This is a genomic window from Brevundimonas sp. LPMIX5 (genome assembly GCF_003576505.1).
Classification (GTDB): Bacteria; Pseudomonadota; Alphaproteobacteria; order Caulobacterales; family Caulobacteraceae; genus Brevundimonas; species Brevundimonas naejangsanensis.
Genome location: NZ_QWTZ01000004.1, coordinates 233,154 through 255,181 on the forward strand (window position 1 = coordinate 233,154; position 22,028 = coordinate 255,181).

At 69.1% G+C, this 22,028-nt stretch carries 21 protein-coding genes; 4 read left to right on the forward strand and 17 right to left on the reverse strand.

Annotation, left to right across the window (positions count from 1 at the left end; translation table 11 throughout):
* Nucleotides 1-48 precede the first annotated feature (48 nt).
* The 13 genes from D1604_RS06230 to D1604_RS06290 all read right to left on the reverse strand — a co-directional run bounded on the left by D1604_RS06230 (nt 49) and on the right by D1604_RS06290 (nt 12,542).
* The gene (locus D1604_RS06230; RefSeq protein ID WP_024353756.1) at nt 49-354 is read right to left on the reverse strand and encodes a hypothetical protein; all 306 of its coding nucleotides are present in this window, start codon (nt 352-354) and stop codon (nt 49-51) included.
* Nucleotides 355-410: 56 nt separating this feature from the next.
* Nucleotides 411-1,412: a glucokinase gene (gene glk, locus D1604_RS06235; RefSeq protein WP_119412769.1), complete on the reverse strand. Its 1,002-nt coding sequence runs from the start codon at nt 1,410-1,412 to the stop codon at nt 411-413.
* 11 nt (nt 1,413-1,423) lie between these two features.
* The gene (gene edd / locus D1604_RS06240; RefSeq protein ID WP_119412649.1) at nt 1,424-3,313 is read right to left on the reverse strand and encodes a phosphogluconate dehydratase; all 1,890 of its coding nucleotides are present in this window, start codon (nt 3,311-3,313) and stop codon (nt 1,424-1,426) included.
* A complete protein-coding gene (gene pgl, locus D1604_RS06245) occupies nt 3,313-4,014 on the reverse strand; it encodes a 6-phosphogluconolactonase (RefSeq protein ID WP_119412650.1) in 702 nt (233 codons plus the stop codon). The genes edd and pgl overlap by 1 nt, the downstream gene beginning before the upstream one ends.
* A gap of 178 nt (nt 4,015-4,192) precedes the next feature.
* Nucleotides 4,193-5,659 carry a glucose-6-phosphate dehydrogenase gene (gene zwf, locus D1604_RS06250; RefSeq protein WP_119412651.1) on the reverse strand — a complete coding sequence of 489 codons (1,467 nt, stop codon included), beginning with the start codon at nt 5,657-5,659 and terminating at the stop codon, nt 4,193-4,195.
* A gap of 41 nt (nt 5,660-5,700) precedes the next feature.
* Entirely contained in the window at nt 5,701-6,330 is a 630-nt protein-coding gene (hisIE, locus tag D1604_RS06255) for a bifunctional phosphoribosyl-AMP cyclohydrolase/phosphoribosyl-ATP diphosphatase HisIE (RefSeq protein WP_119412652.1), read from the reverse strand.
* Nucleotides 6,327-7,094: an imidazole glycerol phosphate synthase subunit HisF gene (gene hisF, locus D1604_RS06260; protein WP_119412653.1), complete on the reverse strand. Its 768-nt coding sequence runs from the start codon at nt 7,092-7,094 to the stop codon at nt 6,327-6,329. Before hisF ends, hisIE begins: the two co-directional genes overlap by 4 nt.
* Entirely contained in the window at nt 7,091-7,825 is a 735-nt protein-coding gene (gene hisA / locus D1604_RS06265) for a 1-(5-phosphoribosyl)-5-[(5-phosphoribosylamino)methylideneamino]imidazole-4-carboxamide isomerase (RefSeq protein WP_119412654.1), read from the reverse strand. The genes hisF and hisA overlap by 4 nt, the downstream gene beginning before the upstream one ends.
* Nucleotides 7,822-8,436, reverse strand: a complete 615-nt coding sequence (hisH, locus tag D1604_RS06270; RefSeq protein WP_119412655.1) for an imidazole glycerol phosphate synthase subunit HisH — start codon at nt 8,434-8,436, stop codon at nt 7,822-7,824. Before hisH ends, hisA begins: the two co-directional genes overlap by 4 nt.
* The gene (gene hisB / locus D1604_RS06275; RefSeq protein WP_119412656.1) at nt 8,433-9,866 is read right to left on the reverse strand and encodes an imidazoleglycerol-phosphate dehydratase HisB; all 1,434 of its coding nucleotides are present in this window, start codon (nt 9,864-9,866) and stop codon (nt 8,433-8,435) included. The genes hisH and hisB overlap by 4 nt, the downstream gene beginning before the upstream one ends.
* A gap of 181 nt (nt 9,867-10,047) precedes the next feature.
* Nucleotides 10,048-11,355 carry a histidinol dehydrogenase gene (gene hisD, locus D1604_RS06280; protein ID WP_119412657.1) on the reverse strand — a complete coding sequence of 436 codons (1,308 nt, stop codon included), beginning with the start codon at nt 11,353-11,355 and terminating at the stop codon, nt 10,048-10,050.
* Nucleotides 11,355-12,236 (reverse strand): ATP phosphoribosyltransferase, encoded by an 882-nt coding sequence (gene hisG, locus D1604_RS06285; protein ID WP_119412658.1) that lies wholly within the window; start codon nt 12,234-12,236, stop codon nt 11,355-11,357. The genes hisD and hisG overlap by 1 nt, the downstream gene beginning before the upstream one ends.
* A gap of 9 nt (nt 12,237-12,245) precedes the next feature.
* A complete protein-coding gene (locus D1604_RS06290; protein ID WP_119412659.1) occupies nt 12,246-12,542 on the reverse strand; it encodes a YerC/YecD family TrpR-related protein in 297 nt (98 codons plus the stop codon).
* A 125-nt stretch (nt 12,543-12,667) separates the two neighbouring features.
* Between D1604_RS06290 and D1604_RS06295 the strand changes: the two genes are divergently transcribed.
* The 3 genes from D1604_RS06295 (at nt 12,668) to D1604_RS06305 (ending at nt 17,052) form a co-directional block, all read left to right on the forward strand.
* Nucleotides 12,668-13,882, forward strand: coding sequence for an NAD(P)/FAD-dependent oxidoreductase (locus D1604_RS06295; RefSeq protein WP_119412660.1), 1,215 nt, complete (start codon nt 12,668-12,670; stop codon nt 13,880-13,882).
* 112 nt (nt 13,883-13,994) lie between these two features.
* Nucleotides 13,995-16,292, forward strand: coding sequence for a TonB-dependent receptor (locus D1604_RS06300; protein WP_119412661.1), 2,298 nt, complete (start codon nt 13,995-13,997; stop codon nt 16,290-16,292).
* Nucleotides 16,293-16,374: 82 nt separating this feature from the next.
* On the forward strand, nt 16,375-17,052 hold the full coding sequence (locus D1604_RS06305) for a Fe2+-dependent dioxygenase (protein ID WP_119412662.1): 678 nt from the start codon (nt 16,375-16,377) through the stop codon (nt 17,050-17,052).
* A 13-nt stretch (nt 17,053-17,065) separates the two neighbouring features.
* Here the strand turns inward: D1604_RS06305 and D1604_RS06310 are convergent, their stop codons facing one another.
* Nucleotides 17,066-18,667, reverse strand: a complete 1,602-nt coding sequence (locus D1604_RS06310; RefSeq protein WP_119412663.1) for an ATP-binding protein — start codon at nt 18,665-18,667, stop codon at nt 17,066-17,068.
* Between the two features lie 118 nt (nt 18,668-18,785).
* On the reverse strand, nt 18,786-20,198 hold the full coding sequence (locus D1604_RS06315; protein WP_119412664.1) for a UDP-N-acetylmuramate--L-alanine ligase: 1,413 nt from the start codon (nt 20,196-20,198) through the stop codon (nt 18,786-18,788).
* A gap of 79 nt (nt 20,199-20,277) precedes the next feature.
* On the opposite strand from D1604_RS06315, the gene D1604_RS06320 reads away from it, so the two are divergent.
* Entirely contained in the window at nt 20,278-21,117 is an 840-nt protein-coding gene (locus D1604_RS06320) for an LD-carboxypeptidase (protein WP_119412665.1), read from the forward strand.
* Nucleotides 21,118-21,124: 7 nt separating this feature from the next.
* On the opposite strand, the gene D1604_RS06325 is transcribed toward D1604_RS06320, so the two are convergent.
* Both D1604_RS06325 and D1604_RS06330 read right to left on the reverse strand, forming a co-directional pair.
* The gene (locus D1604_RS06325; RefSeq protein ID WP_119412666.1) at nt 21,125-21,616 is read right to left on the reverse strand and encodes a retropepsin-like aspartic protease family protein; all 492 of its coding nucleotides are present in this window, start codon (nt 21,614-21,616) and stop codon (nt 21,125-21,127) included.
* 87 nt (nt 21,617-21,703) lie between these two features.
* Nucleotides 21,704-21,922, reverse strand: a complete 219-nt coding sequence (locus tag D1604_RS06330; protein WP_119412667.1) for a DUF1289 domain-containing protein — start codon at nt 21,920-21,922, stop codon at nt 21,704-21,706.
* Nucleotides 21,923-22,028: the final 106 nt, after the last annotated feature.

Genomic DNA, 22,028 nt, shown 5'->3' on the forward strand with positions numbered 1-22,028 from the left:
CCCGTCGCAGGCGCGGCGGGGGCCTTTTCTATAAGGGTATCGCCGACCTTAGTTGGGCTTGGCGGCGTCCTTGATGGCGTCGGCGCGCTCGCCGGCCGCCTGCTGGGCGTTGTCGGCTTGAGCCTTCATGGCGTCGGCTTGCTGTTCGGCCTCGGCCTTGACGGCGTCGGCCTGAGCCTGTGCCTGGGCGACGGTGGCGTCGGCCTGGGCGTTCAGTTGGTCGGCGGCGGCGTCGCCTTGAGCTTCGACCGCATCCGCGCGGCTGTCCGCAGCTTGCTCAGCCGGGGTTTGGTTGCAGGCAACGAGACCGGCGACGGCGAACAGGGCGGCGGCGGTGAGGGCGATCTTCTTCATGGAATTGCTATCTCCTGAACTCATGAACCCCATTAACGCCGTATTTCAAATTCGGTTCACGCGGCCGTGATCATTTTGCCGGACAGCGCCGACCCTGCGCGCGCAGCCCCCAGCAGGGCGGCGTGTTCGTGCAGGATCACCTTCGTCGGTATGGCGGCCATATAGCCCTCGAACCGCCCCTTGCGCTCGAACCGGCGCCGGAAGGGGCTGGCCTTAATGAAGGGCAGGATGCGCGGGACGATGCCCCCGGCGATATAGACCCCGCCGCGCGCCCCGGTGGTCAGGGCGATGTCGCCCGCCACGGCGCCCAGCATGGCGCAGAACCGGGCCAGGGTGGCGCCGCATGCACTGTTCGGATCGTCCAGCGCTTGGGCCGTGATCTGGGCGGGGTCGTCGATATGGGTCTCGCGGCCGTCAATCTCGGCCAGGGCGCGATGCAGGTTCAGCAGACCGGGACCGCAGATCAGCCGCTCGATCGAGACCCGTTCATAGCGGCGTCGCAGGATGCGCAGCACCTCGTCCTCCACTGTGTCGCCGGGGGCGAAGCAGGCGTGCCCGCCTTCGCTGGCCAGCGCGGTCTCGCGCCCCTGGGCGTCGCGCGCCAGGGCCGATACGCCGAAGCCCGTGCCGGGCCCGACCACGGCGATGGCGGCGTGTGGATCGCCCTCGTCAGGCCCGCCGAGCGACGCCAGCTGATCCGGCGGCACGACCGGCGCACCCCAGGCCTGGGCCTCGAAGTCGTTGATCAGCCGCACGGGATCGAGGCCCAGCGTCTGCAGCTCCTGCTCCGACACGCGCCAGGGCGAGTTGGTCATGTCGATGGCGCCGTTCGTGACCGGCCCGGCCACAGCGATCACTCCCCCGGCAGGCCGAACGGGGCATCCGTCCAGATAGGCGGCCACGCCCTCCAGAAAGGTCGGATAGGTGCGGGCGGGAAAGCTGTCGAAATGCTCCAGCACCGTGCGGCCCTCGACGGTGCGGGCCAGGGCGAAGCGGGCGTTGGTGCCGCCGACGTCGCCGACCAGAAGCGGGACTGGAGTCATGTTTTCCTGCGTCATGCGCTCCTGCGTCATGCGTCCACCGCGCGATCGACCAGGTTCGGATCGGGCGGGCCGTCGTCGTGGCCGTCGGCGCCGATGGGGGCGGTGAAACAGACGCTGGCGCCGTCCTCGGCCGTGGACACCGCCTGGCGGAAGGCGCCGAACAGCTCGCGCCCATAACCCCAGGACGAGCCTTCGGCGTGTGTGCGCGACCGCACCGCCGCTGGACGCGCGCTCAGGTCTCCGACGCCCACCGTAGTCAGCACCCCGGCCTCGGGGTCCAGCCGGATCACGTCGCCGTCGCGCACATGGGCCAGCGGCCCGCCCGCCAGCGCCTCGGGGCTGACGTGGATGGCGGCGGGCGTCTTGCCGCTGGCGCCCGACATCCGGCCGTCGGTGACGAAGGCGACCCTGAAGCCCTTGTCCTGCAGCACGCCCAGCGCCGGCGACAGGCTGTGCAGTTCCGGCATCCCATTGGCGCGCGGCCCCTGAAAGCGCAGCACCACCACGACATCGCGGTTCAGTTTCCCGTCCTTGAAGGCCTGCAGCGCGTCCTCCTGCGTCTCGAACACGGCGGCGGGAGCCTCGACGATGCGGTTCTGCGGTTTGACCGCCGAGATCTTGATCACCGCCCGGCCCAGATCGCCCTGCACCAGCCGAAGGCCCCCCTCGCGGTCGAACGGGTCCGAGGCGGGGCGCAGGATGGTCAGGTCCAGACTCTCCTTCACCGTGTCGCGCCAGACCAGTTCGCCGTCCTCCAGCCGAGGCTCCTTGAAATAAGCTTCCAGCCCCTGGCCCATGATGGTCGTCACATCGGGGTGCAGATTGCCCGCCTCGACCAGTTCGCGGGTGACGAAGGCGACCCCGCCCGCTGCCTGAAAGGCGTTCACATCGGCCGACCCGTTCGGATAGACCCGCGCCAGCAGCGGCGTGACCGAGGACAGCTGATCCATGTCGGTCCAGTCGATCAGCACGCCAGCCGCCCGCGCCATGGCGACCAGATGGATGGCGTGGTTGGTCGATCCGCCGGTGGCCAGCAGGGCCACGATCATGTTGACGATGGTCTTCTCCGATACGACGTCGGCCATCCGCCCGCGCCCTTCGCGCGCCAGCTCGATCGCCCGCTGGGCCGCCGCCGCCGTCAGGGCGTCGCGCAGGCCGGTGTCCGGATGCACGAAGGCGGTGGACGGCATATGCAGTCCGGCGATCTCCATCATCATCTGGTTGGAATTGGCCGTGCCGTAGAAGGTGCAGGTGCCGGGCGAATGATAGGAGGCGATCTCGCTCTTCAGCAGTTCGGCGCGATCGATCAGCCCCTGCGCATATTCAGCGCGCACCCGGGCCTTCTCGGCGTTGGGAAGCCCTGAGGGCATCGGCCCGGCCGGGGCGAAGACGACGGGCAGGTGCCCGAACGCCAGCGCGCCCATGAAAAGCCCCGGCACGATCTTGTCGCACACGCCCAGCATCAGGGCGGCGTCGAAGGCGTCGTGGGTCAGGGCCACCCCCGTCGACATGGCGATGACGTCGCGGCTGAACAGGCTCAGCTCCATGCCGGGGCGGCCCTGGGTGACGCCGTCGCACATGGCCGGGGTGCCGCCCGCCACCTGGGCCGTGGCGCCCGCCTCGCGCGCCGCCTGTCGGATGATCTCGGGGAAGCGCTCGAACGGATGGTGCGCCGACAGCATGTCGTTATAGGCGGTGACGATGCCGAGGTTCGGCTGGGCGCCGGTCATGGCCGTCAGTTTATCGGCGACGGTCTGCCCGGCGAAGGCGTGGGCCCAGTTGGCGCAGGACAGCTTGGCCCGGCCCGGTCCCGAGGCGGAGCCCGCGTCCATGCGGCGCAGATAGTCGGCGCGGGTCTGTCGGCTGCGTACGACGATGCGGTCGGTGACCTCGGCCACCACAGGATTGAGCGCCATCACCCGGCCTCCGTCCAGATTACTTCAAGAGGGGCCCTCGCCGCGATCAGGGCGGCGACAGGGCTGACGGCCGGATCGCCCGCCGCCTCACGCTCGAACACGGCGCGCTTGTTCGCGCCCGCCAGGGCCAGCGCCACGCATCGAGCCCCCGTCAGCCACGGCAGGTTGAGCGTCAACCGCTCCTGCGGCGGCGCCGCGCCGTCGCGCCCGGCAGGCACGCCATAGATGGCGGGTTTCAGTCCCGGCGTCAGCAGGGTGGTCAGCGTCGGACTGCCGGGAAACATCGAACAGATATGCCCGTCCTCGCCCATGCCCAGCAGAACGGCGTCCAGGGCTCTCCCCTCGGCGGCCAGAGCCTGAGAGGCGAGGGCGGCCGCCCGATCCACCGTCACGGCGGGACTGTAGAGGGGAATGAACCGCGCGACGGCGGCCGGGCCGGTCAGCAGGGTGCGCTTCAACAGGGCCGCGTTCGAGTCCGGCGAGGCCTCGGGCACATAGCGCTCGTCCGCCAGCGTCGCCGCGACCCTGGCCCAGTCGAGATCGGCCTTAGCCAGTTGCGCATAGATGGGCGAGGGCGTCGATCCGCCCGATCCGGCGAACAGGGCGCGCCCGTCGGCGGCCAGCGCCTCCGCCAGCGCCGCGGCCAGCCGATCCGCGGCGGCCTCGGCCCATGCCTCGCGGGTGGGAAAGTTCTGGATCATGTCGACACGCTCCTTCTCCCCTCGGGGGAGAAGGTGGGCCGCAGCGCGGCTCGGATGAGGGGGACGCCGAATGCAGACGCAACCTCAAAGGTCGAGCGGGCGGACACAGCCCCCTCATCCGTCCTGCTTCGCAGGCCACCTTCTCCCCCGAGGGGAGAAGGAAGAACGCTGATGCCGGTCATCTCACGTTCCACTTCCTGCCCGTGCGCGACAGCAGCACGTCCGCCGCCTCCGGCCCCCAGCTTCCTGCTTCATAGTCCAGCGGCCGACATTCCCGGCACGACCAGGCGTCCGCCACCTCATCCACCCATTTCCAGGCCTGCTCGGCCTCGTCTCGCCGCACAAACAGGGTGGAGTCGCCGTGCATGGCGTCCAGCAGCAGCCGCTCATAGGCGATGCGGCGACGCGGAGCCGCACCGTCCTTGCCGTTCGTGCTTTTTGGCTGCCCCCATGACAGGCTCATCTGGATCGGCTGAAGCTGCATCCGCTGCTCCAGCCCCGGCTTCTTGTTCATCACCGACAGAGAGATGTCCTCATCCGGCTGAAGCTCGATCACCAGCCGGTTGTCGTAAATGGCCCCGCGCTCGCCGTGACCGAAGATGGAGTGGGGCACCGGCTTGAACTGGATGACGATCTCGGTGCGCTTTTCGGCCAGCCGCTTGCCGGTCCGCATGAAGAAGGGAACGCCTGCCCAGCGCCAGTTGTCGATGTCGGCGCGCAGGGCGACGAAGGTCTCCGTGTCCGACGGCTGGCCGCGCTCGGCCTCATAGCTTTCGACCGGGCGCCCCTCGACTTCTCCGGCCGTATACTGGCCGCGCACGGTCACGCGCTCGGCGTCCTCGGCCATGATGGGGCGAAGCGAGCGCAGCACCTTCACCTTCTCATTGCGCACCGAGTCGGGGTCCAGATCGCTGGGCGGCTCCATCGCCACCAGACACAACAGCTGCAGCATATGGTTCTGCACCATGTCCCGCAGGGCGCCGTATTCGTCGTAATAGGGCCAGCGATCGCCGACGCCGACCGTCTCTCCGACCGTGATCTGCACATGGTCGATGGTCAGGCTGTTCCACAGCGGCTCGAAGATGGCGTTGCCGAAACGCAGGGCGATCAGGTTCTGGACCGTCTCCTTGCCCAGGTAGTGATCGATGCGGAACACCTGCCGCTCGTCAAAGGCGTCGGCCACGGCGTCGTCGATTTCGCGGAAGCTTTCCAGGTCGCGCCCGACCGGCTTTTCCAGCACGATGCGGTCGTCAGGCCCGGCCAGACCGGCCGCCTTCATCGCCGTGACGATGCGACCGTACAGCGACGGCGACACCGCCAGAAAGGCTGTGATCGCGCCCTCGCCAGCGCGGGCCTTCAATGGCTTCAGACTCTCGGCGTCGGTGGCGTCTACGGCCATGTATTCCAGCCGCCCAGTCAATCGCCGCCAGCTGTCTTCGCTCCAGGCGTTGTCGGCTTCCGCGCGGGGCTGCACCGCCGCGCGCACCTTTTCCAGATAGGCCTCGGTCGTCTCTTCGGTGCGCGCGGCGGCGATGATCCTCAGCCCGTCCGGCAGAAGGCCGTCGTGATCGAGGAAATACAGCGACGGCAGCAGCATCCGCAGGGCGAGGTCGCCCCCGCCTCCGAACAGTATCAGCGCCGCCATTCAGGTCTCCTTCGCTTGAGGCCGACCCGCACCGCGGGCTGTCAGCCTTGATCTTCAGCCGGTTCCGCCCGCCGGGTCAGAACGTCTAGGACGTCCTGGAATACCATGTCACGGGCGTGCAGAAGCACCAGCAGGTGATAGATCAAATCCGCCGCCTCGCTGGCGAGTTCCGCATTATCTCCCGCCGCCCCGGCCAGAGCCGTCTCGACGCCCTCTTCGCCGACCTTTTGCGCCGCGCGCTTGGGGCCTTGCGCGATCAGACGGGCGGTCCAGCTGTCGTTGGGATCGGCCTGGGCGCGGACATGGATGGTGCGCTCCAGCCGCCCGATACGGCCCAAGCCGGGAGCGTCCTCCTCGCTGAAGCAGCTGATGCGGTTCAGGTGGCAGGCGTCTCCGACCGGCCGTACCTTCACCACCACGGCGTCGCCGTCGCAGTCAGGCGTCACCGAGACGACGTTGAGAAAGTCCCCTGACGTCTCGCCCTTCCTCCACCGCCCGCCGCGCGAGCGCGAGAAGAATGTGGCCTGTCCGCTGTCCAGCGTCTCGCGCAGCGCCGCTTCGTCCATATAGGCCAGCGTCAGCACCTGAAGGGTGTCGGCGTCCTGCACCACGGCCGGGATCAGGCCGTTCCCTTTTGCGAAGTCGATTTTGGAGAGGTCGATGGCCGTCATATCCTCATCTCCACGCCCTGCTGATCCAGATAACGCTTCAACTCCGGCACAGCGATCGCGCCCGAGTGAAACACGCTGGCCGCCAGCGCGCCCGACACGTCCGCCTGCAAGAACACCTCGCGGAAATGCTCCACCGCCCCCGCCCCGCCGGACGCCACCAGCGGAATGGTCAGCCGCCTGCGCGCCTCGGCCAGCTGGCCCACGTCATACCCTTTGCGCACCCCGTCCTGATCGATGCAGTTCAGCACGATCTCGCCCGCGCCCAGCCCCTGCGCCTCGACGATCCACTCCATCGTCAGCCGCCCGGCGCCGCGCCGCGCATTGGGATCGCCGGTATACTGATGCACCCGCCATTCGCCGTCCTGAAAGGCGCTGTCGACGCCGACGACGACGCACTGGCGCCCCAGCCGCGCAGCCATCTCGCCGATCAGTTCGGGCCGCTCCAGCGCGGGCGAGTTGATCGACACCTTGTCGGCGCCGTGGTCGAGACAGCGCGCCGCCTGTTCCACGGTGCGGATGCCGCCCGCCACGCAGAAGGGAATGTCCAGCAGCCGGGCGATGTCCTGCACCCAGCCGTAGTCCAGCGTGCGTCCTTCAGGGCTGGCGGTGATGTCGTAGAAGACCAATTCGTCGGCGCCTTGATCGCGATAGCGCGCGGCCAGTTCGGCGGCGTCGCCCATGTCGACATGGCCCTCGAACCGCACGCCCTTGACCACCCGGCCGTCCTTGACGTCGAGGCAGGGGATGATGCGTCTCGCAGTCATTGGGCGACGGCCTTCAGCGCCTCGGCCACGCTGAAGCGGCCTTCATAGATGGCCCGCCCGACGATGGCGCCGTCGCAGCCGATGGCCTTCGCGGCGGTCAGGTCGTCCAGCGTCGCCACCCCGCCCGAGGCCTGGATCTTCAGCTCGGGCCGCCGCGCCCGCGCCTCGCCCAGCAGGTCGAGGTTCGGCCCGGTCAGGGCGCCGTCACGACCCACATCGGTCATCAGCACATGGGTCAGCAGGTCGGACGGATAGCGGTCCAGCACGCTCCACAGATCAACGCCTGCCGAGAGGGTCCAGCCCTTCAGCGCCGGAACGGGAACCCCGTCCTCATATTTCACGTCCAGCGCCAGGGTGATGCGCTCGGACCCGAAACGATCCAGCCAGGCCAGCACCTCGTCCGATTTCGTCACGGCCAGCGATCCGACCACGACGCGGCTGACGCCCGCCGCCAGCAGACGCTCGACATCGGCTTCGGAGCGCACGCCGCCGCCTGACTGAATCTTCACCGTGACGCTGGCCGCCAGTTCTCCGATCAGGCCGTGCTGCATGGCGCGTCCGGCCTCGGCGCCATCCAGATCGACCACGTGGACCCATTGGGCGCCCTCTGCCGCAAAGGCGGCCAGACGTGCGGGCGGAGACTCGTCATAACGGGTCACCTGATCGAACCGCCCGTGCATCAGCCGTACGCAGACGCCGTCCTTCAGGTCGATGGCGGGATAGACGATCACGCGGGCAACTCCAGGAAGTTCTTCAGAATACGCGCTCCGGCGGCCGCCGAACGTTCCGGGTGGAACTGGCAACCCCAGCGGTTGGCGCTGTTGACTACGGCGGGGACAGCGATGCCGTAATCGGCGGCGGCGAGGGTCGCCGGGCCGTCCGGGCAGACAAAGCCGTGGACGAAATAGGCCCAGTCGCCGGACTGGACGCCGTCCAGTAGCGGATTGTCGCGCCGGATCGTCAGGCGGCTCCAGCCCATGTGCGGCGAGGGGCACGACGGGGCGGGCAGGATGGCCTCGACCCGGCCGGGGATCAGACCCAGCAGGTCGGCGTCCCCGTTCTCGGCATCCTCGTCTTCCGCACTCGTCTCAAACAATAGTTGCTGGCCCAGACAGACGCCCAGCAGGGGGCGCGCGAAGCGCCGCAGCGGCTCGACCAGACCCAGCGCCTTCAGCCGCTGCATGGCGTAACCGGCCGCGCCGACGCCGGGCAGGATAATCCGCTCGGCCTCGGCCACATCGGTCGGGTCGTCGGTGATCCGCACCCGCGCGCCCAGCCGCTCCAGCGCGAACCGCACCGAGGCGACATTGCCCGAGCCGTAACCGATCAGGGTGACGTTCACAGCACGCCCTTGGTGCTGGGCACCACATCGCCCTCGACCCGGATCGCCTGACGCAGGGCGCGGCCCAGCGCCTTGAACACGGCCTCGGTCTTGTGGTGGTCGTCGTCGCCGGTGACGCGGACGTGGACCGCCGCGCCCAGATTCTCGGCCAGCGACCGCACGACGTGCGCCGTCAGATCCGTGCGGTAATCGCCCAACATCGGCGTGGCGAACGTCCCCTCGAACACCGGATAGGGCCGCCCCGACAGGTCGATGGAGACCGACGCCTCCGCCTCGTCCATCGGCAGGACGAAGCCGTAGCGGCCGATGCCGCGCCGCTCGCCCAGCGCCTGTTTCAGCGCCTGACCCAGAGCAATGGCGCAGTCCTCGATCGTGTGGTGGGGGTCGATGTGCAGGTCGCCCTCGCACGAAAGGCGGATCGAGAAGCCGCCGTGCGCCGCCACCTGTTCGATCATGTGGTCGAAGAAGCCGACGCCGGTTTCGATCTGCACCGGCCCTGCGCTGTCCAGATCGACGGCGCAGACGATGCGCGTCTCTTTCGTGTCGCGGATGGCCTGACCGACGCGGCTGCGGCGGACGCCGGGGCTGGCGGCGCCCAGGGCGGTCAGCAGGCGGTCGTTGATTTCGGGCTTCAGCGAGACAGGCAGGCGCACGCGTTCGCCGGCCGGATCAGCGACCAGCCCATAGCGCCGCAGGGCCTCAACCACGCCCGCCGGGTCGGAGGGCTTGGCGATGATCACCGGCCCGACCCCGGCCTCCAGCGCCATGATGCGCGAGAGGGCCTCGACGACACGGACGCGCTCGCGGCGCACGGCGTCGATGCGCGCCGCTGTCTCGATCAACCGCGACGGGTCCAGCGCCTGCATGGCCAGCCGCACCGAGACTTCGGGCAGGGCGTAGGGCTCCAGCACGCCGGCCAGACGGGCCAGCGTCTGCGCCTGCCCGACCGCCGCCCCGACCCGCGCGCCGGCCAGCCCATAGGCCAGCGACAGGCTGCGCAGCACGACCAGATTGGCGTGATCCTTCACCACCGCCGCAGCGGACGGCGCGTCGGCGAATTCGAGCAGTCCTTCGTCCACGACCAGCAGGGCGGGGGCAACGCGCTCGGCCATCTCGGCCACGGCCTCGGGCGAGCCGAGGGCGCGGATAATCACGGCGGCGGTGTCGGAGCCTTCAGCCGGTCGGGCGTAGAGGGCGGCCAGTTGCGTATAGGGCTCGGCGTCGGGCGCCTGCACCTTCAGCCCGTCGCGCGCGGCGAGGCGCCAGACCAGTTCCAGCCCGTGCGTCAGCCCGCGCGTCGGCAGCACCTGATCGGCGCCGACGCCATAGAGGGCGGCCATGCGGGCCGCCAGCGCGGCAGGCTCGACCGGATAGCGATCCAGACCATCGCCGCCGGAAACCAGCGGAGGATAGGGGGCGGGAAGCGTCATGATCCTTCTCCCGCGCCATACTGCCCTTCTCCCCTCGGGGGAGAAGGTGGCTCGCGTAGCGAGACGGATGAGGGGGCGGTGTCCAAAGGCGAGACGGGCGAGGGCGAAGCCAGCACACCCCTCATCCGAGCGCCTCCGGCACCCACCTTCTCCCTCAAGGGGAGAAGGAAGAAACTCTGTGTCATCCCGCGCTCCTCAGATCGGCGGCTCTGGCGTGGGCTTCCAGCCCCTCCAGCCGAGCCAGTGCGGCGGCGACGGGGGCCAGGGCGGCGGCGCCCTGTTCGCTGACGGTCTGGACCGACATGGTGGTCATGAAGCTGGCGGTGGTCACGCCGCCCAGCGTCCGCGCCGCGCCGTCGGTCGGCAGGACGTGGCTCGGCCCCGCCGCATAGTCGCCCAGCGTTTCCGCCGCCCAGCGCCCGACGAAGACGGCGCCTGCCGCGCTGATCCGCTCGACCAACTTCTCGGCTTCCTGCGTCTGGATCGACAGGTGTTCGGGGCCATAGAGGTTCGCCACCTCGCACGCCTCGGTCATGTCGCGCACGCGGATGGCGCAGGCCTCGGCCAGAGACGCGCGGGCGATGGCGGCGCGGGGCAGGCGCTCCACCTGACGCTCGACCTCGGCGATGATCTCGCTCAGGGCCGTGCCGCTGTCGGAGACGAGGATGACCTGCGCGTCCGCGTCATGTTCGGCCTGGCTCAACAGATCCGCCGCGACGATCTCAAAATCAGCGTCGCGGTCGGCGATGACCAGCAGCTCGGACGGCCCTGCCGGCAGGTCCTGCGCCGGACCGCCGGGCAGGGCGGAGGCGTATCGCTTGGCCTCGGCCACATAGGCGTTGCCAGGGCCGAACAGCTTGTCGACCGGCGCGATGACGCCGTCTTCCAGTTCGACGCCGAAGGTCAGGGCGGCGATGGCCTGCGCCCCGCCCAGCAGCCACAACTCATCCAGCCCCGCCTCGGCGGCGGCGGCGATCATGGCGGGGTGGACCGAGCCGTCCTTCGACGGCGGCGTCACGGCGACGCGCCGTCCGACCCCGGCCACGCCCGCCGGTATGGCCAGCATCAGCAGCGATGAAAACAGCGGCGCCGTCCCGCCCGGCGCATAAAGCCCCGCCGAGCCGATGGGCCGCCAGACCAGCTTCGACCTCACGCCGGGCGTCGTCTCGATGAAGGGCGTGTCCTCGGGTTTCGTCGCCTGATGGAAGACGCGCACATTGTCGGCGGCGACGCGCAGGGCGCGGGCGGCGGCGGGCGGCAGGTCGCGACGTGCCTTGGTCGCAGCGGCCTCGGTGATTTCGATGCGGCGCGGCGGGGCGCCGTCCAGACGGGTCGCCCAGTCGCTCACGGCCTCGCCGCCGCGCGCCTGCACGTCGTCGAAGATTTCGCGCACCACGCTGGAGACGAAGCCCTCGGTGCGACGCTGCGGGCGGGCCAAAGCGGCTTTGCGCCCGGCGGCGTCCAGTTGGTTCCAGTCGATACGCTTCATCACATCATCTTCTCGATGGGCAGGACCAGTATGGCCGACGCCCCTTCGGCCTTCAGTTTCTCCAGCGTCTCCCAGAAGACCGCCTCCTGACACACGGCGTGGACGGCCACGGCGTCGTCGCGGCCCGACAGGGGCATGACGGTTGGCGACCCTGCGCCGGGCAACAGGGCGGTGATCCGGTCCAGCGCCGCGCGCGGCGCGTTCAGCATCACGTATTTGGCCCCCTGCGACGACACCACGCCCGCCATCCGCTCGACGATGGAGTCCAGCAGGTGCTGCAGACCCGCTTCGGGCGCGGTCGGCGCCTTAATCAGCACCGCCTGACTGTCCAGCACCGTCTCGCGCGCGCTCAGGCCGTTGGCATCCAGCGTGGCCCCGGTCGAGACCAGATCGCAGATGGCGGCGGCCAGCTTCAGCCGCGGGGCCACCTCGACGGCGCCGCGCATGGTGACGATGTCGGCGTCGACGCCCGCCTCATCCAGAAAGCGCCGCAGGATTTTCGGATAGGAGGTGGCGATCCGCAGGCCTTGCAGCGACGTCGGCCCGGCGTAGTCCAGCCCCGGCGGCGTCGCGATCTTTAGCGTGCAGCGGCCGAAGCCCAGCGGCATGACGACCTGCGCGTTCGGCCCGCCGTTCTTCACCTCTTCCAGCACATTCTCGCCGACGATGCCCAGATCACAGACCCCGTCCGCCACGAAGGTCGGAATGTCGTCGTCGCGCACCCGCAGCAGGTCGATCGGATAGTTCTCGATCCGATACAGCAGGTCGTTGTTGCCCTTCACCACGCGCAGGCCCGCATCGCGGACCAGATCAAGGCTGCGTTCGGCCAGACGGCCGGATTTCTGGACGGCGATGCGCAGCCGCCCCTGAACCGTGCTCATGATGTCAACTCAGGCTTTCAGTCTGTCCAGCACCAGCCGATAGCCCTGGTGCGGCATGTCTTTCAGGGAGCGCGCGACGCGCACCACGGTGGTCGGGCTGGCGGGCGCCTCGGCGGCGATCTCGCGATAGGTCTTGTCCCCGACGTCCAGCATCCGCGCCACCTGCCACCGCTCGGCCATGGCGCGCAGCTCGGCCGGGGTGCACAGATCGGCCAGAAACGCGTCCGCCTCCTCCCGCGTTTTCAGCGAGAGCAGGGCGTCCAGCAGGGCGGTCTTGGCGGCGTCGGTGCTCATGGCGCGGTCCATTATGCTGTAACAATGGAACGGTCAACCCGCCGAGTTGACGTCACCTCTTTTTCCTCCCCATTCCATGGGGAGGAAAAAGTTGACGACCACTCGCTAGTCGAGCCTCGCCGCTCTATCTGTCCGCCATGAGCAAGGTTCTGATCATTGGCGCGGGACACGCGGGGGGCTCGGCGGCGGCGCTGCTGAGGCAGTATGGGTTCGAGGGCGAGATCGTCCTGGCGGGGCAGGAGACGGCGCCGCCCTATCAGCGACCGCCCCTGTCCAAGGCCTGGCTGAAGGGCGAGGCGGGGCTGGAAGACCTGCTGCTGCGCCCCGAGAGCTTCTACGCCGAGCAGAATATCGCCCTGCGCACCGGCGTCACGGCGACCGCCATCGACGCGGGCGCCAAGGCCGTGACCTTCGCCGACGGCACGGTCGAGGCTTATGACACGCTGATCCTGGCCACCGGCTCGACGGCCCGTAAGCTGAGCCTTCCCGGCGCCGACCGGCCAGACCTGCTGGAGCTTCGCACCCTTGAGGACGCCGAACGGCTGAAGGCGGTTCTGGCTCCGGGCAAGCGGCTGGCGGTGGTCGGCGGCGGCTATGTCGGGCTCGAGGCGGCGGCCTCGGCCCGCGCCTTGGGCGCCGAGGCGGTGGTGATCGAGCGTATGGACCGGGTGCTGGCGCGCGTGGCCTCTCAGCCCCTGTCGGCCTTCTTCACCGACCTGCACAAAAAGCACGGCGTCGAGATTCTGACCGGCGCCGAGGTCGCGGGGTTTGAGGATGCGGGCGTGCGTCTGGCGGACGGCGAACTGATCGCGGCGGATGCGGTGCTGGTCGGCGTCGGCGCCTTCGCCTGCGAGGCTCTGGCGCGGACGGCGGGACTGACGTGCGACAATGGCGTGGTGGTGGACGATACCGCCCGCACCCGCGACTCGCACATCTACGCCATCGGCGACGTGACGCGGCGGCCGATCCCGGTCCATGGCGGCGTCATGCACCGGTTGGAGAGCGTGCCCAACGCCCTTGAACAGGCCAAGCAGGCGGCCTCGGCTATCGTCGGCCGAGCGGCCCCGGCGCCGGAGGTCCCCTGGTTCTGGTCTGACCAGTACGACGTCAAGCTGCAGATCGCGGGCGTGCCCTTCGACGCCGACCGCCAACTGGTGCGCGGCGATCCGGCCAGCGGCGCCTTCTCGGTCTTCCATCTGGCGGGAGAGCGCATCGTGGCGGTGGAGGCGGTCAACGCCCCGGCCGACTTCATGGGCGGGCGCCTGCTGATCAGCAAAGGGGCGCCGGTCGACGACGTTCTGCTGGCCGACCCTGCGGTCTCGATCAAGGCGGTGGCCAAGACTCAGGCGTGACCTGCGTGTGACATTGAAGTCGCAAGTGCGATTTAGTCGCAGGAGTCAGATTGTCGCACCCCGAAATGGTGCTAATGCGAGCCGGTCTCAATCATAGATCGGTTCCTCCCCCATGTCCGACGCTCGCCCCGACGCTCGCTTTGACACTCGCTCCGCCGCCCTCAAGGCGCTCCTGTTCGCGTCCAGCGCCGCCGGCATGCTGTGCGCTGCACCCGCGATGGCGGCGGCCGCCGACGAAGCCGCGCCCGCCGATGGCGTGATCAGCCAGGACGCCACCCACCTGGGCACGGTGGACGTGAACGGCCATCGCGTGAAGCGCGAGCCGAAGGATCCGCAGTTCGTCGCCCCCCTGGTCGACACGCCGCGCGCCGTGACCGTGATCCCGCAGCAGATCATTGAACAGACGGCGGCCACCTCGCTGCAGGACATCCTGCGCACCTCGCCGGGCATCACCTTCGGCGCGGGCGAGGGCGGCCAGCCGCTGGCCGACCGGCCCTTCATCCGGGGTCAGGCCTCGGGCAACAACATCTTCGTCGACGGGGTGCGCGACACCGGCGGCCAGCAGCGCGAGGTCTTCAACCTGGAGCAGGTCGAGGTCATCAAGGGCGCCGATTCCGTCTACTCGGGCCGGGGCTCGGGCGGCGGCAGCATCAATCTGTCATCCAAGGCGCCGCGCCTGACCAATTTCGTCAACGGCTCGGCCGGGGCCGGTACGGACGATTATCTGCGCGGCACGGTGGACGCCAACTGGCAGGTCGGGCCGACCGCCGCCATGCGCCTGAACCTCATGGCCTCGCAAGGCGACGTGCCGGGCCGCAACGGCGCCGACTTCGACAAGTGGGGCGTCGGCGCCGCGATCGCCGTGGGTCTGGGCACGCCGACGACCGTCACCGCCAGCTATTATCACCTCGACAGCAATCAACTGCCTGACTACGGCGTCCCGCTCTACACCAAGCTGGGCGGGGCGACCGCGCCGCGTCCGGACGCCTCGGGCGTGCTGGACGTGCCCTACGACAGCTTCTACGGCCTGAAGGCGCGCGACTATCTGAACAATACGGTCGACAGCCTGACGCTGGAGATCGAGCACCGGTTCAGCGACAATCTGGCCCTGCGCAACGTCACCCGCTACTCGCAGACGCTGAATGATTACGTCGTCACCAACCCCGGCGACGGTGGAAACGCCCAGTTGATCGACGGCGTCTGGTGGATGAAGCGGGGCCTGAAGTCGCGCTGGAATCCGGCCGAGACCCTGGCCAACGTCACCGACCTGCACGGCTCGTTCCTGACCGGTTCGATCAAGCACGACTTCGACGTCGGCGTCGAGCTGTCGCGCGAGAAGAACCAGAACGCCTCCTACACGGTCACGACCCTGACCGGCACGGCCTGCCCGGCGCCGCTGACGGGGCTGGACTGCACCCAGGTCTATGCACCCAATCCGAACGACCCGTGGACGGGCACGAAGACGCGCGGTCTGGTCAGCCGGGCCGACACGGATTCCGTGGGCGTTTACGCCTTTGACGCCATCCACCTGAGCGACCGACTGATCCTGAACCTGGGTCTGCGTTGGGACGACTATTCGGTTGAGGGGCTGAACGCCTCGGGCACGGTGACGGCGCCGATCTATGCCCCCACGCGCGGCGACTGGGACTTCGTCAACTATCAGGTCGGCCTGGTCTACAAGCCGACGGCGAACAGCAGCATCTACGCCTCCTTCTCGACCGCCTCGACGCCGCCGACCATCTCGGCCGGGGATCAGAATACGGGCACGACCAACGGCAGCGCCAACTTCGTCGCCACCGTTCTCGACCCTGAGGAAACCGAGAGCTTCGAGATCGGCGCCAAGGCCAATCTGTTCGGCGATCGCCTGGCGCTCAGCGGCGCCCTGTTCCACCTGACCCGCAAGAACGCAGCCATTCTAGTAGCGCCGGACCGCTATGAGCAGGCGGGCGAGGCCAGGGTGCAGGGTCTGGAACTGGGCGTGTCGGGCAACATCACCGACAAGTGGCAGGTGTTCGGCGGCTACACCTGGATGGACTCCGAACTGGTGCGCGGCGCCTATAACAGCATCAATCTGGGCGACGCCCTGGCCAATACGCCCGAGCACAGCGCCAGCCTGTTCACCACCTATCGCCTCCTGCCGAAACTGAGCCTGGGCGGCGGCGTCTACTACGTGTCCAAATCCTGGGGCGGCAATCAGGGCGGGGCCGGCGGTGGCGGCAATCGCGTCTATGCGCCCGAATACACCCGGTTCGACCTGTTCGCCTCCTACGACATCAACGAGCGCGCCTCGCTGCAGCTGAACGTCCAGAACGCCGGGGATGAGGAATACATCATCCGCACCAACGGCGTGCACCACGCCGACGTCGCGCCGGCGCGTCAGGCCATCCTGACGCTGAACGTCCGCTACTAAGAGGCCGCGTTTCGCGTCATCATGTCGGCCCCGCGCTTTCGCCAGCAGCGGGGCCGATGCGTTTTCAGACGGTGAGAGAGCCATGCTGCTGCACATCCCCGAAGTCTTCACCAAGGCCGAGGTGCATGCGCTGCGCCAGACGCTGGACGCCGGTCCCTGGGCCGACGGCAACATGACGTCGGGCCATCAGTCGGCGACGGCCAAGCGCAATCAGCAGTTGCCCGAGGACAGCGCCCCGGCGCGCGAGGTGTCGGCTCTGGTGGTCCAGGCGCTGAACGCCAATCCGATGTTCGTCTCGGCCGCCCTGCCGCACACGATCTTTCCGCCGCTGTTCAATCGCTATGAGGGCGGCGGCGAGTTCGGCACGCACGTCGACAACGCCATCCGCCAGCGCGAGGGCCATCGCATCCGCAGCGACCTGTCGGCCACCCTCTTCCTGTCCGAGCCAGAGGACTATGACGGCGGCGAACTGATCATCGAGGAGATGTACGGCGCCCAGTCGATCAAGCTGCCGGCGGGCGATCTGGTCCTCTACCCGTCCAAGAGCCTGCACCGGGTGACGCCCGTCACGCGCGGCGCCCGCGTCTCCAGCTTCATGTGGCTGCAGAGTCTGATCCGCGACGACGCCGATCGCGAGACCCTGTTCCGCCTCGACGTGGCGATCCAGCGCGTCAACCTCGACAAGGGGCCCAAGGATGCGGCCGTGATCGAACTGACCGGCGTCTATCACAACCTGCTGCGGCGCTGGTCCGAGGTGTGACGCCTCGGCGCGCTCAGGCCGCCTGCGCCGCCTCGCCGCGCGACAGTACAAGTCGTATCGCGTTCAGCAGGGCCTCGGGCTGGATCGGTTTCTGCGCCACCCCGTCCATCCCCGCCGCCAGATAGGCGGCCTCGTCGCGCGGATCGGCGTTGGCGGTCAGGGCCAGAATGGGCAGGGCGCTCGCAGGACCGGGCAGGGCGCGGATCGCCCGCGTCGCCGCCACCCCGTCCATCACCGGCATCTTCACATCCATCAGGATCAGGTCGAAGGGCGCGGCGGCCGCGCGCTCGACCGCCTGACGGCCGTTCTCGGCGGTCTCATGGGTGCAGCCGAACAGCTCCAGCACCTTGCCCGCGACGAAGCGGTTGGCGGCGTGGTCGTCCACCACCAGCACATGCAGGGTGTCATGGAAGGTCGGCGCCGCCTGACGGTCCTCATCGCGGCGGCCGTCGGCCTGCGCCAGCGGCAGGCGCAGGTCGAAGCAAAATCGCGCCCCGCCCTGAGGCGAACGCTCGACCGCCAGCACCCCCTCCATCCGTTCGACGATCTGACGGCAGATGGCCAGGCCGAGGCCCGCGCCCGCGCCCTGCCGTCCCGCCTCGCCGGTGTTGAACGGCTCGAAGATGGCGCGCGCCGCCTCGTCGCTGACGCCGGGGCCGCTGTCGTCGACGGTCGCGGACAGCCGCACCTCTCCGTCCTGCAGCGCCGTCGCCAGCCGCACCCGCACCACGCCCGCCTCGGTGAACTTCAGGGCGTTGCCGATCAGATTGTTCAATAGCTGTTTGAGCCGCATCTCATCGCCGACGACCCATCGCGCGGCCGTCAGCTCCGCCTCGACCTGCAGTTCCAGCGCCTTCTCCTCGGCGCGCGGGCTCCACAGGGCCGACAGGTCCGCCGCCACCGACTGCAGGTCCAGCGGCGCGGGCTCCAGCGTCAGCATCCCGGCCTCGGCCCGCGACATGTCCAGCGCATCGGTCAGCAGCCGCAGCAGGCTGGCGCCCGAATCCAGAATGGTGCGCACGTGCGGGCGCAGGGCTTCCTGCGTCAGTTGCCGCTCCATCAGGGCGGCCACCCCCAGCACCCCGTTCAGGGGCGTGCGGATCTCGTGGCTCATCACGGCCAGGAACTCGGACTTGGCGCGGCTGGAGGCGCGGGCCTCCGCCTCGGCGCGGACCAGATTCTGGGCCAGTTCGGCCATGGCTTCCGCGCGGCGTTTGTGGATCGCCACCCCGGCTTGAAGCACGTGCAGCCCTGCGCCCACCCCGACATAGCGGCCGCGCGAGACGACGATGAATCCTTTCAGCAGGGCGCCCAGACCGGCCGCGTCCATCGATTGGAACAGCACGTCGGCCGAGGCGTCCGCCTCCACCACCATCGGCGCCGGGTCCATCAGCGCCGAGACCGGGCGCCGGACATAGAGGGCGCGACCGAACTCGGCCGCCAGCTTCAGGGTGAAGGCGTTGCGCTCGATCAGGCCGACGGGCCGTCCCTCGGCGTCGGCTACGGCGATGACCAGTGTTTCGGGCTCAGCCTCGAACCGGGCCAGCGCCTCTGCGCCCAGGGCGTCGGGCGCCATCGGCGCCGAGGCGTCCACGAAATCTCCGATCCTGGCCATTTCCTAGCCGTCTCCTGCGTCTTGCCAGAGCAGGGTTAGGTCAGGGCGCTTAACAGGCGATTTGCCGGAAATGAATGTTTTGCAAGGCTAATTTGACGATTGATCTGATGGCGGACAGTCAGAGGCGCGTCAGCAGTTCCGCCGCAAAGGTCGACAGGCTGTCGTCGCGCGCCCCCATGACCACGACCCGGTCGCCGGGGCGGGCTATGTCCACGATGCGGTCGCCGCAGTCGGCGCGGGTCGCCAGCGCCTGGGCCTGACGCCCGGCCACGCGCACGCCGGCCGCTATGTCCTCGCTGCCGACGCTGCGGTCGGTGGTGCCGCCGTAATAGACCGGCTCGGGCATCAGCAGCACGTCGTCCGGCCGCATCAGCCCGGCGAAGCCCTCGATGAACGCCTGCTGCATCAGCTTCAGCGGGCCGAAGCCGTGCGGCTGGAACAGGATCAGCAGCCGCCCGTCAAAGGCGTGCAGGGTCTTCAGGGTGGCGGCGATCTTGTCCGGGTTGTGGGCGAAGTCGTCGATGACGGTGACGCCGCCCTGCGTCCCCACCACCTCCAGCCGTCGCCGGATACCGCTGAAGGTCTCCAGCGCCGCGACCGCCTGATCCATGTCGACGCCCAGCGCCCGAACCGCTCCCAGCGCCGCCAGCGCATTGGCGACATTGTGCGCGCCCGGCACGTTCAGCGTCGCCGCCCGCGTCGCCTCGCCGCGCACCCGCAGCTCAAACGTCATGCCGGTCGGCAGGGGCTGAAGGTCGTGCGCCGACAGGTCCGCCTCTTCCTCGCCCAGCGCGAAGGTGATGGCCTTGCCGGGGGGCAGGGTCTGCGCCAGTTCTTGGGCCAGCGCCGCCGTCTCGGGGTTGTCGAGGTTCAGCACCGCCGTCGTGGCCCGGCCGACGAAGCCGCCGAATAGCTCGCGCAACTCCTCCATCGACTTGTGGTCGAGCGAGATGTTGGAGACCACGGCGACCGTGGGATCATAGCGGGCGATGGAGCCGTCGCTCTCGTCCACCTCGGCCACGAACAGCCCAGTCTCGTCATTTGGTCCGCCGATCAGGGCGCTGGCGAACGGTTGTGTGGCGCTGGCGAAGTTCTTCATCACCGCGCCGTTGACCACGGTGGGCGCGCGGCCCGCCTGATCCAGGATCCACGCGACCATGCCGGTGATGGTGGACTTGCCGCTGGTGCCCGCCACGCCGATCGAGGTCGGGGCCGCGTTGAACAGTTCGCTGAGTAACTGAGGCCGGGTCTTGATGACGGCGCCGACGCGCCTGGCGGCGCCGATGTCGGGCACGGTGTCCTCGACCGCGCCGGTGGCGACGACCACTTGATCCTTGCTGACCACGCCCGTTCCGTCCTGCGGGTGCAGGGTCACGCCGTGGGCGCGCAGCCAGTCGAACTTCTCGGGCGTGCGGCCCTGATCCAGCGCCCGGTCGGAGCCGGAAATCCGGCCGCCTTGCGCCTGAACGATCATGGCCAGCGGCATCATGCCCGAGCCGCCGACGCCGCAGAAGAAATAGTCTTTGTTCATCGGCTTGATTTCAGAGCTCGAAACCGGGGAATGTCCGGCGGCCTGACTAGCACGTGAGGCGACCGAGGCCACCCCGTCCATGCAGACCAGACCGTTCCGAATCGGCGTCGTCAACGCCAGCTCCCGTCTCGATCCGGCGCGGGGCGAGGCGATCCGGGCGTGGGCGGCGGCGCAGTGGCCGGACGGCGCGGTCGAGCTGGTCATGCATCCGGCCGTGCATGAGGTCCACGGCCACTTCGGCGGCGACGACGCCACCCGCGCCCGCGCCTTCGTCGAGACGGCCAACGACCCCGACATCGACGCCGTCTGGTTCGCGCGCGGGGGTTACGGCGCCTGCCGCATCGCCGAGGCGGTGATCCCCGAGCTGACCGCCCACGCCTGGGCCAAGCGTTACCTCGGCTATTCCGACGCGGGCAGCCTGCTGGCGGCGCTGTATCGCGCAGGGTTTCCCCATGTGGCGCACGGACCGATGGCCTCGGATGGGTCGCGTCATGACGCCACGGGCCTTCGGGCGGTGAACTGGCTGCGGAGCGGCGACCCGGCTTCGCTGGAGCCGTCGTTGCTGGGCGACCCTCGGCCGGCCGTCGGCTTCAACCTGACCATCCTGAACGAACTGGTCGGCACGGCGATCGAGCCGGACCTGACCGGCCACGTCGTCATGCTGGAAGAGGTGTCCGAGGCCCTCTATCGCGTCGACCGGATGATGTTCCACCTGACGGGGCAGGCCTCGATCCGTCGCGTGGCGGGCATCCGTCTGGGCCGTGTGTCCGACGTGACGGCCAATGACCCCGACTTCGGCCTGACGGCGGAGGAGATCGTGCGTCACTGGTGCGTGCGCTCCGGCATTCCCTATCTGGGCTCGGCCGATATCGGCCATGACCGGGACAATAAGGTCGTGCCTTTCGGCCCGCGCGCCTGAGGCGCAATCAGCCCCTAAGGATCAACCCGTCCGGCCGCGCCTCAAAGGCCGACAGACGGCCCAGAAAGCTCATCCCCAGCAGGGCCGCGGGCATGTCGCGGTCGATCACCAGGGCCTCGACCGAGGTCATCTCCACCCCCGCCACCGACAGGGAGGTCAGCAGCACCCGCGCGGCGGGAACCTGGCCGGAGGCGGTGTTCAGCGTCTGGTTGAAGTCGTGGGCCTTCAGGCGCACGCCCAGTCGTTCGGCGTCGGCGCGACTCAGCGTCACCACGCTGGCGCCGGTGTCGACCAGCATCCGCATCGGCCGCCCCTCGACGGTCGCCTCGGCCCAATAGTGACCGTCGGCCGCGCGCGTCACCGACGGCGCCTCCTTCAGCGCCACGGCGGCGTAGGCCTTGGCTGGGCCCTCCCACCACATCAGGGCGCCGGCGCAAGCGCAGGCCGACGCCAGGGCGGCGGCGAAAACGACAGCGGAGCGCGGGTCAAAGCGGATCATGAAAGCGACTATGCCGCCTGGGTCTTCCCATGCGGTGAAGCGACGTGGCGAACGAAAGGTTGACGCCGGACCGTTGATCGCCGCGGCTCACTCGCCCAGCAGCCTGGGGTCGATCCGGCTCTTGCGGCCGGGCAGGTCGGCCATGACGGCGGCCCGGCCCTCGTCCGTCATTCGGCTCCAGGTCGCGATTTCCTGCAAGGTGCGCAGACAGCCCAGGCACAGGCCCGAGGCGCCGTCGACGGTGCAGACCATGACGCAGGGGCTGGCGATGGAGCGGGGCGGGGTCGGGGCGGGCGTGTCAGGCATGGTTCGTGACGGTATCGCAACATTGAGTCCGAGAACGGACTATAATTTCTTGACTTTTCGCGTCGGGCGACTATCTTCAACCTCGACGCGAAACGACTGACAGGGT